General features: G+C 64.8%; 14 protein-coding genes and 2 pseudogenes. 15 read left to right on the forward strand and 1 reads right to left on the reverse strand.

The genetic code is table 11. The features are described from left to right. Positions 1-81: 81 nt before the first annotated feature. From ACFQL3_RS06775 to ACFQL3_RS06800, 6 genes and pseudogenes are all read left to right on the forward strand, one after another. Positions 82-1,600: pseudogene (locus ACFQL3_RS06775) on the forward strand (acetyl-CoA carboxylase biotin carboxylase subunit); the annotation flags it as partial. A gap of 83 nt (positions 1,601-1,683) precedes the next feature. Further along, a pseudogene (locus tag ACFQL3_RS06780) lies at positions 1,684-1,905 on the forward strand (biotin/lipoyl-containing protein); the annotation flags it as partial. Between the two features lie 55 nt (positions 1,906-1,960). Further along, positions 1,961-2,644, forward strand: coding sequence for an SCO family protein (locus ACFQL3_RS06785; RefSeq protein WP_377052598.1), 684 nt, complete (start codon positions 1,961-1,963; stop codon positions 2,642-2,644). Continuing rightward, positions 2,641-3,180 carry a TlpA family protein disulfide reductase gene (locus ACFQL3_RS06790; protein ID WP_377052600.1) on the forward strand — a complete coding sequence of 180 codons (540 nt, stop codon included), beginning with the start codon at positions 2,641-2,643 and terminating at the stop codon, positions 3,178-3,180. Before ACFQL3_RS06785 ends, ACFQL3_RS06790 begins: the two co-directional genes overlap by 4 nt. Beyond that, entirely contained in the window at positions 3,177-3,833 is a 657-nt protein-coding gene (locus ACFQL3_RS06795) for a cytochrome c biogenesis CcdA family protein (protein WP_377052602.1), read from the forward strand. Before ACFQL3_RS06790 ends, ACFQL3_RS06795 begins: the two co-directional genes overlap by 4 nt. Positions 3,834-3,876: 43 nt before the next feature. Then, complete coding sequence (locus tag ACFQL3_RS06800; protein ID WP_377052604.1) at positions 3,877-4,887, forward strand: sodium:calcium antiporter; 1,011 nt, start codon at positions 3,877-3,879, stop codon at positions 4,885-4,887. Here the strand turns inward: ACFQL3_RS06800 and ACFQL3_RS06805 are convergent. Next, positions 4,882-7,917, reverse strand: coding sequence for an FAD-binding and (Fe-S)-binding domain-containing protein (locus ACFQL3_RS06805; protein ID WP_377052606.1), 3,036 nt, complete (start codon positions 7,915-7,917; stop codon positions 4,882-4,884). The two genes, ACFQL3_RS06800 and ACFQL3_RS06805, sit on opposite strands and share 6 nt — an antisense overlap. A 250-nt stretch (positions 7,918-8,167) precedes the next feature. On the opposite strand from ACFQL3_RS06805, the gene ACFQL3_RS06810 reads away from it, so the two are divergent. The 9 genes from ACFQL3_RS06810 (at position 8,168) to ACFQL3_RS06850 (ending at position 13,886) form a co-directional block, all read left to right on the forward strand. Beyond that, positions 8,168-8,359 (forward strand): HEWD family protein, encoded by a 192-nt coding sequence (locus tag ACFQL3_RS06810; RefSeq protein ID WP_377052608.1) that lies wholly within the window; start codon positions 8,168-8,170, stop codon positions 8,357-8,359. Between the two features lie 42 nt (positions 8,360-8,401). Continuing rightward, on the forward strand, positions 8,402-8,704 hold the full coding sequence (gene cutA, locus ACFQL3_RS06815; RefSeq protein ID WP_377052610.1) for a divalent-cation tolerance protein CutA: 303 nt from the start codon (positions 8,402-8,404) through the stop codon (positions 8,702-8,704). A gap of 112 nt (positions 8,705-8,816) precedes the next feature. Next, positions 8,817-9,293: a 50S ribosomal protein L11 gene (locus tag ACFQL3_RS06820; protein ID WP_377052612.1), complete on the forward strand. Its 477-nt coding sequence runs from the start codon at positions 8,817-8,819 to the stop codon at positions 9,291-9,293. A 61-nt stretch (positions 9,294-9,354) separates the two neighbouring features. Further along, on the forward strand, positions 9,355-9,807 hold the full coding sequence (locus tag ACFQL3_RS06825; protein ID WP_377052614.1) for a thiol-disulfide oxidoreductase DCC family protein: 453 nt from the start codon (positions 9,355-9,357) through the stop codon (positions 9,805-9,807). Positions 9,808-10,036: 229 nt separating this feature from the next. Continuing rightward, a complete protein-coding gene (locus ACFQL3_RS06830) occupies positions 10,037-10,675 on the forward strand; it encodes a 50S ribosomal protein L1 (protein ID WP_377052616.1) in 639 nt (212 codons plus the stop codon). A 1-nt stretch (position 10,676) separates the two neighbouring features. Continuing rightward, complete coding sequence (locus ACFQL3_RS06835) at positions 10,677-11,732, forward strand: 50S ribosomal protein L10 (RefSeq protein ID WP_377052618.1); 1,056 nt, start codon at positions 10,677-10,679, stop codon at positions 11,730-11,732. Between the two features lie 6 nt (positions 11,733-11,738). Further along, complete coding sequence (rpl12p, locus tag ACFQL3_RS06840) at positions 11,739-12,089, forward strand: 50S ribosomal protein P1 (RefSeq protein ID WP_377052620.1); 351 nt, start codon at positions 11,739-11,741, stop codon at positions 12,087-12,089. 105 nt (positions 12,090-12,194) lie between these two features. Next, positions 12,195-12,887: an HAD family hydrolase gene (locus tag ACFQL3_RS06845; protein WP_377052622.1), complete on the forward strand. Its 693-nt coding sequence runs from the start codon at positions 12,195-12,197 to the stop codon at positions 12,885-12,887. Positions 12,888-12,992: 105 nt separating this feature from the next. Continuing rightward, entirely contained in the window at positions 12,993-13,886 is an 894-nt protein-coding gene (locus ACFQL3_RS06850; protein ID WP_377052624.1) for a bifunctional methylenetetrahydrofolate dehydrogenase/methenyltetrahydrofolate cyclohydrolase, read from the forward strand. Positions 13,887-13,893 lie beyond the last annotated feature (7 nt).

Below are 13,893 nucleotides of genomic sequence, written 5' to 3' on the forward strand. Positions count from 1 at the left end.
CGATTGTGGGTGATTCGCCGCGGACTCGGACTTCCCGAACCGGAAAAGTAAGGTACGTGGTGGGTGATACTTCCATCAAGAATGTTCCGGAAGGTTCTGGTCGCGAACCGCGGTGAGATAGCAGTTCGGGTGATGCGCGCCTGTGAAGAGTTGAACGTCGGAACCGTCGCGGTCTACAGCGAGGCCGACAGGGACGCCGGACACGTCCGCTACGCCGACGAGGCGTACAACGTCGGCCCGGCCAGAGCGAGCGACTCGTATCTGGATCACGAGGCCGTGATCGAGGCGGCGCGGAAGGCAAACGCCGATGCGATCCACCCCGGCTACGGCTTCCTCGCGGAGAACGCCGAGTTCGCCGCGAAGGTGGAGGAGACCGAAATCACGTGGATCGGCCCCTCCGCCCACGCGATGGAGCAACTCGGCGAGAAGACGAAAGCCCGCAAGGTCATGGACTCCGCGAACGTCCCCATCGTTCCGGGGACGACCGATCCAGTCACCGAGACCGATGAGGTCGAGACGTTCGCCGAGGAGCACGGCTATCCCGTCGCAATCAAGGCCGAGGGTGGCGGCGGCGGCCGCGGGATGAAGATCGTCGAGAGCGAGTCCGAGATCGACGAGCAACTCACGAGCGCGAAACGCGAGGGAGAGGCCTACTTCGACAACGATTCGGTCTATCTCGAACGGTTCCTGGAGAACCCCCGGCACGTCGAGGTACAGATCCTCGCGGACGCCGAGGGCAACGTCAGACATCTGGGCGAGCGCGACTGCTCGCTTCAGCGCCGCCACCAGAAGGTGATCGAGGAGGGCCCGAGTCCGGCGCTCTCGGACGAACTACGCGAGGAGATCGGTGCGGCCGCCCGGCGCGGCGTCAAGTCGGCCGACTACACCAACGCGGGGACCGTCGAGTTCCTCGTCGAGGAGGACGACGACCGGGAGGCGGGCGAACTGCTCGGGCCCGAGACGAACTTTTACTTTCTCGAAGTCAACACCCGCATTCAGGTCGAACACTGCGTCACCGAGGAGATTACGGGCATCGACATCGTCAAGTGGCAGATCCGGGTCGCCGCCGGCGAGGAACTCGGCTTCGAGCAGGACGACGTCGAGATCAACGGGCACGCGATCGAGTTCCGCATCAACGCGGAGAACGCCGCCGAGGAGTTCGCCCCCCAGACGGGGACGCTCCGGACCTACGACCCGCCGGGCGGGATCGGCGTCAGGGTCGACGACGCCCTGCGCCAGGGCGACGAAATCGGCGGCGACTACGACTCGATGGTCGCAAAACTGATCGTCTACGCGAGCGACCGCGACGAATGTCTCAGCCGTAGCCTGCGCGCGCTCCGGGAGTTCGATATCGAGGGCCTGACGACGGTCATGCCGTTCCATCGGCTGATGTTGAGCGACGAGGCGTTCGTCGACGGCCGTCACACGACGAAGTATCTCGACGAGGAGATGGACCGAAGCAGGATCGAGGAAGCCCAGAAGCAGTGGGGCAGCGACACCGAGACAACCGAGGCCGAGGCCGAGGAGGTCGTCGAACGCCAGTTCACCGTCGAGGTCAACGGGAAGCGCTTCGACGTCGACCTCGAAGAGCGCGGCGCGACGCCGATCACGTCACAGCCATCCGCGAACACCGGGAACCGGCCCGACACGGTCGGCCCCGGCGGCGAGGATGAAACCGCGATAACGGGCGAGGGCGAGACCGTCACCGCGGAGATGCAGGGGACCATCCTGGAGATCAACGTCGAGGTCGGCGACGAGGTGGCCTCGGGCGACGTGCTCTGCGTCCTCGAAGCGATGAAGATGGAGAACGACGTCGTCGCCGAACGGGGCGGCGAGGTCACTCAGATCGCCGTCGCAGAGGAGGACAGCGTCGACATGGGCGACGTGCTGGTCGTGCTCGACTAGGCGTTCGAGGATCGCACCAACGAGGCTTTACTCGGCCGCTAGCTATTCCCGACAAATGAACCGCCGTCACTATCTTCGAGCGGCCGCCGGCGTCGCCGTCGTCGCGGGCGCTGGCTGTCTCGGCGACGATGGACCGACCGCGCTGTCAGCACCCGAGGACCAGTTGGCCGACCCGGAGGACCTGGCCTATCCAGCCTTCGGTCAGGAGTTGCCCGATGTAACGGTCCCCTCGCCGATCCACGACCGGGAGGTGAACACCCGGGAGTTCGTCGGCGAGCGCCACGCACTGTTGACGTTCGTCTTCACGCGCTGTCACGAGGTCTGTCCCGCGCTCACCTCGAACCTGGCGCAGGTCCAACTCGACGCCGCCGAAGCGGAGTACGCCGACGACGTCGTCCTCATGCCGGTCACCTTCGATCCAGTCTACGATAGCGCCGACGTGCTCCGGGAGTTCACCGAGGCCCGTGGCGCTGATCCGACCGCCGAGAACTGGCAGTTCCTGCGGCCAGAGAGCGAGGAGCGCGCCCAGGAGGTCGTCGGCGAGGCGTTCGGCATCCCGTTCCAGAAGACAGACGCGTTCACGCCCGACGAGGACGTCGAAGAGATGGAGTTCATGCACCAGTCGCTGACGCTACTGGTCAACGTCGACGGCTACGTTGAACGGGCGTATAGCGGCGATGTGCCGCGACCGGACGTCGTACTGGAGGATCTGACCGAGGTTCGAAACCACTTCGAATGAACCGCAGAGAGTTCGTCGCCGCGGCGGCAAGTCTGGGCGTGCTCGGGGGCGGGGCGGCGGTCGCGACGGGCCGACTCGATCTCGGCGGATCGCCGGGCGAGGCGGGGGCCAAGCCGGTCGAAATCGAGACGCTCGACGCGCCCGGAAGCGATGCGGGAACGATTGCTGTCCCCGAAGAGGGCAGAGTGACACTCGTCACCTTCTTCGCCACGTGGTGTCGGATCTGCCGGCGCTCGATGCCGGCGCTCGGGACCGTCTACGACGAGCGCGGCGACGAAGTCCAGTTCCTCTCGGTGACAAACGAGGCCGTCGGCGGGACGGTGACCCGCGAGGACGTCGTCGACTGGTGGGAGCGCCACGACGGTCGCTGGCCGGTCGCCGTCGACACCGATCTGGAACTGACGGCCAGACTCGACGCCTCGTCAGTACCGACCGTGCTCGTTCTCGACGCCGATAACGAGGTTGCGTGGTCGGCCACCGGCGAGAAGACGGCGGCGGAGCTTCGGGCCGGAATCGACCGCGCGGAGGGCGGATGAGTTCACTCGGCTTCCTCGCCACCGCAGGGCTGGCCGCCGGGGCAGGCGTCGCGACCTTCTTTTCCCCGTGTGCGTACGCCCTCCTGCCGGGCTACGTCGGCTACTACGTGGCGTCGACTGGCGAGGACCAACCCCCGCTCTCCGGCGCACTGGTCAGGGGCGGTGCCGCGACTGGCGGGGTCTTCCTCTCGTTCGCCGCGCTGGCGCTGGTAGCGGTCGCCGTCCAGCAGTCGATCGAGGCGTATCTCCCGGCTGTCGAACTGTTCGTCGGCGGCGCGCTGGTCGTGCTCGGAATCGCGCTGGCGGCCGGTCGCGGCCCGCGCCCACACGTCTCGTTGCCCGAGCGGCGGACGACAGTGCTCGGGTTCGGCGGCTTCGGCGTGCTGTATGCGCTCGCCGCGGCGGGCTGTGTCGCCCCGCTCTTTCTCTCCATCGTCTTCCAGTCGGTGACGCTCCCGACGGTGGAGACGGTCAGCGTCCTCGCGGTCTACGCCGGCACCGTCGGCGCGCTCATGCTGGCGACGACGGTGCTGACCGCGATCGGTCACGGCATCGGGGTCGACCGGGTGGCGTTGCCGACGCGACGACTCGTCCGGATCGGCGGGGGCGTGCTCGTCCTCGCCGGACTGGCCCAGATCTGGCTGGCGCTCTGAGCGCTTCGGCGCTTTCTTTTAACCCCCACCCGTTCCTGCTCGTATGCTGACGCTACTCTGGCTGTTTACTCTCGCCGCGGTCGCCACTGCGTTCGTCTGGAAGGGCAGTCTCTATCTCGAAGGCGCGGCCGACCGGTTGGCCCTGTACTACGGGCTCCCGGCAATCGTTCAGGGTTCGATCATCGCGGCGGCAGGCTCTAGCTTCCCCGAACTCGCGAGCATCGTAATTTCGACGCTCCGATACGGCGAGTTCGAACTCGGCGTCGGCGCAATCGTCGGTTCAGCGGTCTTCAACATTCTCGTGATTCCGGCGATGTCAGCACTCGCCCGCCGGGGGACGCTGGAATCGAGTCGTGCGCTGGTCTACCGCGAGGCGCAGTTTTATATCATCTCCGTCGCGACGCTGCTGTTGACCTTCTCGCTCGCCGTCATCTACTTCCCGGCTGGCAACGGAGGGCTCGTCGGCGAGATCACTCGGCCACTCGCGCTGTTCCCGATCGGGCTATACGCCGTCTACCTGTTCATCCAGCAACAGGAGACGAGCGATTACGACGCCCCCGCCCCGCCGGAATCGCTGTCGGTCGGCAAACAGTGGGCACTGCTCGCGGCGGGCCTCTTTTTGATCCTCATCGGCGTCGAGTTGTTCGTCCAGTCCGCCCTCGGCCTCGGCGAGTACTTCGGGACGCCCTCGTTCCTCTGGGGGCTGACGATCATCGCCGCCGGAACGAGTCTGCCCGACGCCATCATCAGCGTTCGTGCCGCTCAGGGGGGCGATTCGACAGTCAGCCTCGCGAACGTCTTCGGGAGCAATATCTTCGATCTGCTCATCGCGATCCCGATCGGCGTCATGCTCGCGGGGGCGACCGAGATCAACTTCGCGGTCGCGGCCCCGATGATGGCGTTCCTGATCGTCGCCACGATAGCGCTGTTCACAATCGCACGGACGGACTTCGAGATCACCGATCCCGAATCGTGGGTCTTGCTCTGCCTGTACGGGATTTTCGTCTGCTGGATGTTCCTGGAGAGTATCGGCGTGACGAGCGTCGTGTTATAGCAGGCGATCGACCAGTTCGACCGGATGTGGCGGTTGCTCCTCCTCACCATCGTACTCCTCTAGCTGGCTTCGACAGGACGTTCCCGGCGCGGTGACGAGTTCGCCGTCGCTGTCCTCGACCTGCTCGAAGAGAATCGAGCCGATAGCCTGGCTCATCGAGTAATGTTCGGCCTCGTAGCCGAAGCTTCCAGCCATCCCACAGCAGCCACTGTCGAGTTCGTCGACGTCGTAGCCCGCCCGTTCGAGAACGTTTGTGGTGTGATGCTCGCGTTTGATCGCTTTCTGATGGCAGTGGCCGTGATACGTCACCGGCTGGTCGCCATCTGTCGGCACGTCGAGCGCGAAGCCGTCGAGATACTCCATGACCCCGTAGCTGTTGCCGGCGACCCGGTCGACGTCCTCGCCGTCGAGCAGGTCGCGGTAGTCCGACTGGACCATCACCGCGTCGGAGGGCTCGATGAAGACGACGTCCCAGCCCTCTCGGACCTTCGGTGCGAGTTCCGAGACGTTCTTTTCCGCTCGGTTCCGGGCCAGATCGAGAAAGCCCTTCGAGAACGGCGGGCGGCCGCTCCCTGTCACGTCTTCGGGGACGTCGACGTGGACGCCCGCCGCTTCGAGGACACGGATCGCCGCCAGCCCGATATCCGGGTCGCTGTAGTTGCTGTAGGTATCGGGGAAGAGCAACACCTTCCGGTCGGCCTCGGCCTCCGAGACTGCCGGGTCGCGGTCGGCCGCCTGATCGACGAGCGAGCGGCGCTCGAAGGTCAGCAGGTCGCGTTCCCGGGCGATTCCGACCAGTTTCTCGGTCAGTATGCCAGACCCAGGTATCTTCTGTGCCCAGTTCGCCAGCGGTGCCGTTGCGCTCCCGACCTTGGCGAGCAACTCGACGTTGGCGAACAGCCGATCACGCAGGTTCGCGCCCTCGCGCTGGTGGTACTCGTGGGTCAACTCGGCTTTGAGCTTCGCCATGTCGACCTCGCTGGGGCAGTCCCGCGCACAGCCCTTGCAGCCGATACAGAGATCGAGCACCTCGGTGACGAACTCGTCGGAAAACGTTTCCTCGTCGGGCAGGTCGCCGCTCATTGCCCGACGGAGCGCGTTGGCCCGCCCACGCGTGCTTGTGACCTCCTCCTCGGCCGCCCGGTAGGTCGGACACATCACGCCGCCAGTGGTCTCCTGTTCCCCTCGACAGCCGCCACAGCCGTGACAGAGTTCGGCCATCCCCTGAAAGCCGTTCTCGTTCTCCCACGAGAGCGTCGGCTCGAAGCCAGCCTCGAAGTCGTAGTCCGGGTCGAACCGGAGGTTCTCGGTCATGTCCGGGGAGCGTCCGCCCTCTCCCTCCTGCGGGCGATAGCCGCAGACCTGTCCCGGATTGAGTAGCCAGTCCGGATCGAACGCCGCCTTCAGATCCCGAAAGACCGTCCAGACGTCGTCGCCGTAGAGCTTGCGGTTCCACCCCGTCCGGGCGCGTCCGTCGCCGTGCTCGCCCGACACCGAACCGTCGTGCTCGACGACGAGGTCAGTGACGGCGTCCGCGACAGACTCCATTCGCTCGACGCCCGCCGACGTCTTCGTGTCGATCAGCGGGCGGATATGGAGACAGCCGGGACCCGCGTGGCCGTAGAAACTGGCGAACGTGTCGTGCGCTGCGAGCACGTCCTGGACGTCGCTGACGTACTCGGGGAGGTTCTCCGGCGGGACGGCGGTGTCCTCGATGAAGGAGATGTGTTTCGCGTCGGAGGTCCGAGAGAGCAAGATCGGGAGCCCGGATTTGCGGAGTTTCCAGAACTCCGCCCGTCGAGCGGGTTCGTGGGCCTCTAGCGCATCGAACGCGGTCACCGGAACCTCGGTGATAAGCCCGGCGTCCGCGTCGGCGTCGCCCGTCGGCGTCGCCGCGGGGACGCGGTCGGCGTACAGATCGGCGACTCGACCGACGCCCTCGGCATCGGTCTCGGCGTAGAACTCCACGAGCAGAGCGGTGTCAGTTCCCTCCGGTAACATTGCGACGAGGTCGGCGAACTCCTCCGTCTCTCGCGCCATATCGAGCAGGACGTCGTCGAGCACCTCCAGAGCGGCCGGATCGTGGTCGAGAATCGGTGCGACGTCTTCCATCGCGTGGCGGAGGTCCTCGTAGCAAAGCAGTGCCAGCGATTTCGTCTCGGGGATCGGCTCCAGCGAAACTGTGGCTTCGGTGATGATGGCGAGGGTCCCCTCGCTCCCGGCGAGCAGGCGTGCGAGATTGACCGACCCGCCTTCGGCTTCGTCGAGCAGTCGATCCAGATTGTAGCCCGAGACGTTTCGTTTCAGTTGCGGGTAGACCTCGCGGATCGACGCATCGTGCTCGTCGATGACGTCGGCGACGCCCGCGTAGATCCGTGCTTCCGGATCGCCGTCCGGGTCGGCGCGCTCGCGGAGCGTCGAAAGCGATACCTCGCCGAACGTCGTGACAGTGCCGTCCGCGAGCACGGCCTCGACCTCCTCGACGTAGGCGTCGGTCAGCCCGTACTTCAGCGAGTGCGCACCGGTCGAGTTGTTGCCGATTGCGCCACCGACGGTACTGCGGTCCCCCGCGGCCGGGTCCGGCGCGAACTTCAGGCCGTGCTGTTCCAGCGCCAGATTCAGTTCGTCGACGACTGCGCCTGACTGGACGCGGACCGTCCTCGCGTCGGGGTCGAACGCCAGCAGGTCGTCCATGTACCGATCGAAGTCGAGGACGACGGCCTCGTTGACCGCCTGTCCAGCGAGGCTCGTTCCGCCCCCACGGGGGAGTACCGGGATCAGCCGTCGCGCACAGTACTCCATCACCGCGGCGACGTCCGCGGTCGAACGCGGGTAGACGACGCCGATAGGTGTCACCTCGTAGGCGCTGGCGTCAGTCGCGTACAGTCCCTTCGAGTACTCGTCGAAGCGGACGTCACCCTCGATCAGGCGTTCGAGGTCGTCGACCAGACCGCTCCGACGAACCTCGTCGCTTCGGTAATCGTACGATGCTCGCGGGTCGGCGGACGGTGGATGCAGGGAGTCGCTCATAGATCTGTGAGGGGGCGTTCCGGACATGGACCGCCCGTGGAATCGAACTAGTTATGTATGTCTGACTTGGCGGTAATGAATGGTTCGGGATATCGCCCCGCACGTCTGGGCTGTATCCGTGGATCTCCAGTTTTTTGCCCGGCTTCGTTACAAACAGTCAGGGGATCCGGGAGAGCCATGCGTAGTGTTAGCACCATCCGCCCCGAATTACGGCAAATAAATTATTACCCCGGGGCACGTTACGCAACGTATGGCCACAAGGATCCGAAAGCCGCGCTCCCGTGAATGCGAACTCTGCGGCCGACAGGAAGCCTGGAGCGATGAAAAAGGCACGTGGGAGATCGTCAGTGCCGATGGCGAGCGACAGGTGGGCAATCCCCACTGCATCCACGAGTGGGACATCACGGGCGCGTTCACGCCGATCGAGCGGACCGACGCATAACGGTCTCGTAGCTTTTTCTGCTCTCGTCCCCGTCGTACACCCATGCCCACTGCGTACATCACCGCGCCGCCCGAGGCGGCCGACGATATCGCTCGAACGCTGGTCGCGGAGCGACTCGCCGCCTGTGTGAACCGCATCGACTGCGAGTCGACCTACCGCTGGGACGGCGCGGTGCACGACGACGCCGAACAGATCCTGTTAGCGAAGACGACGGGGGAGGCGTATCCCCGACTCGTCGAGCGCGTTGAGGCGCTTCACCCCTACGATGTCCCCTGTATCGAGCGGTTCGACGAAGCAGGGATGCTCGACGCGTTCGCGGACTGGCGTGCGGGTGCAGTCGAGTAATCGGCCGCCGGACACGGTAAAATCGGGAGCCAGATTGTGTGAGGGTGTCACATAGTAGCACGGCCACGACAGAAAGATAATCCTTAAAAATCGCGCGGCGGTTCTACACCATATGGCTGGAACTATCGAAGTACTCGTCCCCGGTGGCCAGGCTGATCCTGGCCCGCCGCTCGGACCGGAGCTCGGCCCGACCCCCGTGGACGTGCAGGCAGTTGTACAGGAAATCAACGACCGCACGGAAGCGTTCGACGGCACCGAAGTCCCCGTCACCGTCGAGTTCGAGGACGACGGCTCGTTTACCGTCGAAGTCGGTGTCCCGCCGACGGCCGAACTGATCAAGGACGAGGCCGGCTTCGACACTGGCAGCGGTGAGCCTCAAGAGAACTTCGTCGCGGACCTCTCGGTCGATCAGGTCAAACAGATCGCCGATCAGAAACACGCAGATCTGCTGTCCTACGACCTCAAGAACGCCGCGAAGGAAGTCGTCGGCACCTGTACCTCGCTCGGTGTCACCATCGAAGGCGAGAACCCGCGCGATTTCAAAGAGCGGATCGACGCCGGCGAGTACGACGACCAGTTCGAAGCGTAATCGACGCCATCGCTTCTCACCCCTCGCTTTTACTGTGTTCGACCGGTAGCTACGGGCACGTATGGCCGAACCAGCAGCGCGCGACGACCCGGACAGTACGGTCGACCCCGAGCATCTCGAGGGGCCGGTCCTCCTGTTCGACGGGGTCTGTAACCTCTGTAACGCCTCGGTGCAGTTCATCATCGAGCGCGACGACGAGGGCGTCTTCTCCTTTGCTTCGCTCCAGTGGGACAGCGCGGACGAGCTGCTGGATGCCGTCGGCGCGCCACACGGCGACCTCGATTCGGTCGTCCTGATCGAGGACGGTCAGTACTACCGCAAGTCCTCGGCCGCGATTCGCGCCGCGCGCCACCTCGGCCTCCCGTGGTCGCTGCTCGCAGTGGGGACGATTCTACCGAAGCGAGTTCGGGACCGGATATACGACTTCGTCGCCGAACACCGGTACGGCTGGTTCGGCAAAAAGGATCAGTGCATGATCCCGGACGAGGACGTCTCGGATCGGTTTCTTGATTGAGGATGCTCGTCGTGGGAGTTCGCGATCAGTTCCGGATCAGCAGCCCTCGAACGTCGATCCGAATGGTGCCCGAAGCCATGCCACAGGCCCCCGAACGGGGCCGTACCCCCAAAATCTCGCGTCCGTAACGACGACTTTAAGTGTCGCATCGGACTCGTTACGGGTGAGACAGGCTACGCCTGTTTCACTGACCCGTAGGAGCATACCCTGCGTACTACGGAGGTGAACGATGGCAGATCAGGAACTAGAGCAAGCAGTATCGCGCGCACTCGAGGATGCACCTCCGCGGAATTTCCGCGAAACGGTGGACCTTGCAGTGAATCTGCGCGATCTTGACCTTAACGAACCGTCGAATCGAGTCGACGAGTCCGTGGTCCTGCCCAGCGGTACTGGACAGGAGACACGGATCGTCGTGATCGCCGAAGGCGAGACAGGCCTTCGAGCAGAGGACGCCGCTGACGAAGTTCTCGACAGTGACGACCTCGCAGATCTGGGAGACGACGACGACGCGGCGAAGGATCTCGCCGAGGAGACCGACTTTTTCATCGCGGAGGAATCCAAGATGCAGGACGTCGGTCGCTATCTCGGTACGATCCTCGGGCCTCGCGGTAAGATGCCCGAGCCGCTGTCGCCCGACGACGACGTCGTCGAAGTCGTCAACCGGATGAAAAACACAGTGCAGATCCGTAGCGGCGACCGACGCACATTCCACACGCGCGTCGGTGCCGAGGACATGAGCGCGGAGGAGATCGCTGACAACATCGACGTGATCCTTCGCCGTCTCCACGCGGATCTCGAGAAAGGTCCACTCAACCTGGACACCGTCTTCGTGAAAACGACGATGGGTCCGGCCGTGGAGGTGGCCTGAGATGAGCGCCGAAGCGGAGCGCAAGACGCAGAACCTGCCCGAATGGAAGCAGGCCGAAGTCGACGCGCTTGTCGAGGTCATCGAGAGCTACGACAGCGTCGGCGTCGTCAACATCGCGGGGATCCCCTCGCGACAGCTCCAGGAGATGCGCCGCGACCTGCACGGGAGCGCGGAACTGCGCGTCAGCCGCAACACGCTGCTCGCGCGAGCGCTCGAAGCGGTCGACGAGGGCATCGAAGAGCTTACCGAGCATATCGAAGGCCAGGTCGGCCTGATCGGGACGAACGACAACCCGTTCGGACTGTACCAGCAACTCGAAGCGTCCAAGACGCCCGCACCGATCGGTGCTGGCGAAATCGCGCCGAACGACATCGTCATCCCTGAGGGTGACACCGGCGTCGATCCGGGGCCGTTCGTCGGCGACCTGCAGACGGTCGGCGCATCGGCGCGGATCCAGGACGGTTCGATCAAGGTCACCGAGGACTCGACCGTCCTCGAGGCCGGCGGAGAAGTCTCACAGGACCTCTCGAACGTCCTCAGCGAACTCGGTATCGAGCCCAAGGAAGTCGGGCTCGACCTGCGATCGGTCTTTTCCGAGGGCGTCATGTTCGCACCGGAAGACCTCGACATCGACGTCGAGGAGTACCGGACGGACGTCCAGACGGCGGCCGCTCGCGCACGGAATCTCTCGCTCAACGCCGAATACCCGACCTCGTCCACCGCGCCGACGCTCATCGCGAAGGCGACCGGCGAGGCCAAGAGTCTGGGTATCCAGGCGTCTATCGAGAGCCCCGACCTCGCGGGCGATCTCGTGAGCAAGGCGGACGCACAGGTCCGCACGCTTGCCGCGCAGATCGACGACGAAGAGGCGCTTCCCGAGGAGCTCCAGGGCGTCGAAGCCCCCGCCGCTTCCGAGGAAGTTGACGAATCGAGCGACGAAGAAACCGCGGACGAGACCGACGAGGCAGACGACACCGAAGACGCCGACGACGATGACGACGACGACGACGGCGACGACGGCGACGCCGCGGAAGGTCTCGGCAACATGTTTGGGTAACTACCAATGGAATACGTTTACGCAGCACTCATCCTGAACGAGACGGGCGAAGAGATCAACGAAGAAAACCTTAACGGCGTCCTCGAGGCCGCTAGCGTCGACGTGGAAGAGTCCCGCGTCAAAGCGCTGGTCGCCGCTCTCGAAGATGTCGATATCGACGAGGCAGTCGCCGAGGCCGCAGCCGTCCCCGCAGGGGGCGCAGCGGCAGGCGGTGCCGCGGCGGAAGCCGAAGACGAGGAGACCGACGAGGCCGAGGAGGCCGAGGAAGGCGAAGAAGACCTTCCGGACACGACCGACGAAGACGATGACGAAGACGAAGATGCCGATGGCGAGGGCCTCGGCGAGCTGTTCGGTTAAATCGTCGGAGACCAGTTCCCGATTTTTTTGATGTAACGCCAGCCAGCGACGGCTGTCGCGCGCCGGAGCCGTACGTATTAGGCTGGGCGAGACCATCCGTCTCGTATGGACCGGATCGAAGCGGTCACGTTCGACCTCGACGACACCCTGCTTCAGTACCGTCGCTCCCCTGGCGCGGTGCTTCGCGCGTCGTTCGAGCGTCTCGGGGTCGACCCGCTGTTTGCCGTCGAGGAGTACTACGCCCGGTACGACGAGTTCGCGGAGACCTGTGATTCGATGGACCAACTGCGTTCCGACTGTTTCGCCGCCCTCGCCGCCGGGAACGGCTTCAACCGGGAGCGTGGCCGGGAGGTCGCGGCGACGTTCAGCGACGAGCGCGATCAGTCGAACGTCGAACTCCTCCCTGGTGTCGAGCGCGTCCTGACCGCAGCCAGTCGTCAGTATCCGGTTGCAGTGGTCACGAACGGCGCGCCCGATGCACAGCAGGAGAAATGCGACGCGGTGGAGCTAGAGCGGTGGGTCGAGCGGATAGTCGTCGCCGGGCACGAGACGCCGCCGAAACCTGCCCCCGACGCCTTCGAGCGGGCGCTCCAGTCGCTCGACGTCGCACCCGACCGGGCCGTCCACGTCGGCGATTCGCTCGACACGGACGTTGCTGGGGCGAGCGCGGCCGGACTCCATTCGGTGTGGGTCGGCCACGGGAATCCGGAGACCGTTAAGCCAACCCATCAGGTGGAAACCGTCGAAAACGTGCTATCGCTACCGTGGCTACGCGACGGATCGGACGACGCCAGGTGACTGCGGGCGCTGATATGCATGTATATGCATAATTGTCCCTCTATACAGGTGGAGATGCACACGAATCCGAGAGTTTGAAGGCCACGGCGAGCGCCCACCTACGTAATGACGGAGATCATCGACGGGAACGCAGTCGCAGACGACATCCGGGCGGAGCTTTCCGAGAGCATCGATGCGCTCGCCGACGCGGACGTCACGCCGGGGCTGGCGACTGTGCTCATGAGCGACGACGGCGCAAGCGACACCTACGTCTCGATGAAACAGCGCGCCTGCGAGGAAGTCGGGATCAACGGCATCCACGTCGAAATCGACGCCGACGCGCCCGCCGAGGAACTGTACGACACCATCGACGACCTGAACGACGACTCCGAGGTCCACGGCATCCTCGTCCAGATGCCCGTCCCCGACCACGTCGACGAGCGGGAAGTGATCAACCGGATCGACCCCGCGAAAGACGTCGACGGCTTCCACCCCGAGAACGTGGGCAAACTCGTCGCGGGCTACCCGCGATTCAAGCCCTGTACCCCCCACGGCGTCCAGAAACTGCTCGCATCTGCGGATGTCGACACAGAGGGGAAAGACGTGGTCATCGTCGGGCGCTCGAACATCGTCGGGAAGCCCCTTGCAAACCTGCTGATCCAGAAGGCCGAGGGCGGCAACGCGACGGTGACGGTCTGTCACTCCCGCACCGATGATCTCGTGGCGAAGACCCAGTCGGCGGACATCGTCGTCGCGGCCTGTGGCGTCCCCGAACTGGTCGACGGCGAGATGCTCTCGGAGGGTACCGTCGTGATCGACGTGGGCGTCAACCGCGTCGACGCCGACACCGAGAAAGGCTACGAACTCGTCGGGGACGTCGACTTCGAGAGCGCGAAGGAGAAGGCAAGCGCTATTACGCCTGTGCCGGGCGGCGTCGGCCCGATGACCATCGCGATGTTGTTGTACAACACGACGAAAGCGGCGAGTCTCTCGGAGGGCGTCGACGTCGAGTTGCCCTGAGACTCCG

Origin of the sequence: Natronoarchaeum sp. GCM10025321 (assembly GCF_042663585.1) — an archaeon.
In the GTDB taxonomy this organism is placed as follows: domain Archaea; phylum Halobacteriota; class Halobacteria; order Halobacteriales; family Natronoarchaeaceae; genus Natranaeroarchaeum.

What these genes read in the sequence shown, in the direction of transcription:
- ACFQL3_RS06825 (WP_377052614.1), top strand. Translation starts at nt 9,355, where the DNA reads ATGGCCGAACCAGCAGCGCGCGACGACCCGGACAGTACGGTCGACCCC.
- cutA (WP_377052610.1), top strand. Translation starts at nt 8,402, where the DNA reads ATGCCCACTGCGTACATCACCGCGCCGCCCGAGGCGGCCGACGATATC.
- ACFQL3_RS06785 (WP_377052598.1), top strand. Translation starts at nt 1,961, where the DNA reads ATGAACCGCCGTCACTATCTTCGAGCGGCCGCCGGCGTCGCCGTCGTC.
- ACFQL3_RS06830 (WP_377052616.1), top strand. Translation starts at nt 10,037, where the DNA reads ATGGCAGATCAGGAACTAGAGCAAGCAGTATCGCGCGCACTCGAGGAT.
- ACFQL3_RS06805 (WP_377052606.1), bottom strand. Translation starts at nt 7,917, where the DNA reads ATGAGCGACTCCCTGCATCCACCGTCCGCCGACCCGCGAGCATCGTAC.
- rpl12p (WP_377052620.1), top strand. Translation starts at nt 11,739, where the DNA reads ATGGAATACGTTTACGCAGCACTCATCCTGAACGAGACGGGCGAAGAG.
- ACFQL3_RS06800 (WP_377052604.1), top strand. Translation starts at nt 3,877, where the DNA reads ATGCTGACGCTACTCTGGCTGTTTACTCTCGCCGCGGTCGCCACTGCG.
- ACFQL3_RS06810 (WP_377052608.1), top strand. Translation starts at nt 8,168, where the DNA reads ATGGCCACAAGGATCCGAAAGCCGCGCTCCCGTGAATGCGAACTCTGC.
- ACFQL3_RS06835 (WP_377052618.1), top strand. Translation starts at nt 10,677, where the DNA reads ATGAGCGCCGAAGCGGAGCGCAAGACGCAGAACCTGCCCGAATGGAAG.
- ACFQL3_RS06850 (WP_377052624.1), top strand. Translation starts at nt 12,993, where the DNA reads ATGACGGAGATCATCGACGGGAACGCAGTCGCAGACGACATCCGGGCG.
- ACFQL3_RS06845 (WP_377052622.1), top strand. Translation starts at nt 12,195, where the DNA reads ATGGACCGGATCGAAGCGGTCACGTTCGACCTCGACGACACCCTGCTT.
- ACFQL3_RS06790 (WP_377052600.1), top strand. Translation starts at nt 2,641, where the DNA reads ATGAACCGCAGAGAGTTCGTCGCCGCGGCGGCAAGTCTGGGCGTGCTC.
- ACFQL3_RS06795 (WP_377052602.1), top strand. Translation starts at nt 3,177, where the DNA reads ATGAGTTCACTCGGCTTCCTCGCCACCGCAGGGCTGGCCGCCGGGGCA.
- ACFQL3_RS06820 (WP_377052612.1), top strand. Translation starts at nt 8,817, where the DNA reads ATGGCTGGAACTATCGAAGTACTCGTCCCCGGTGGCCAGGCTGATCCT.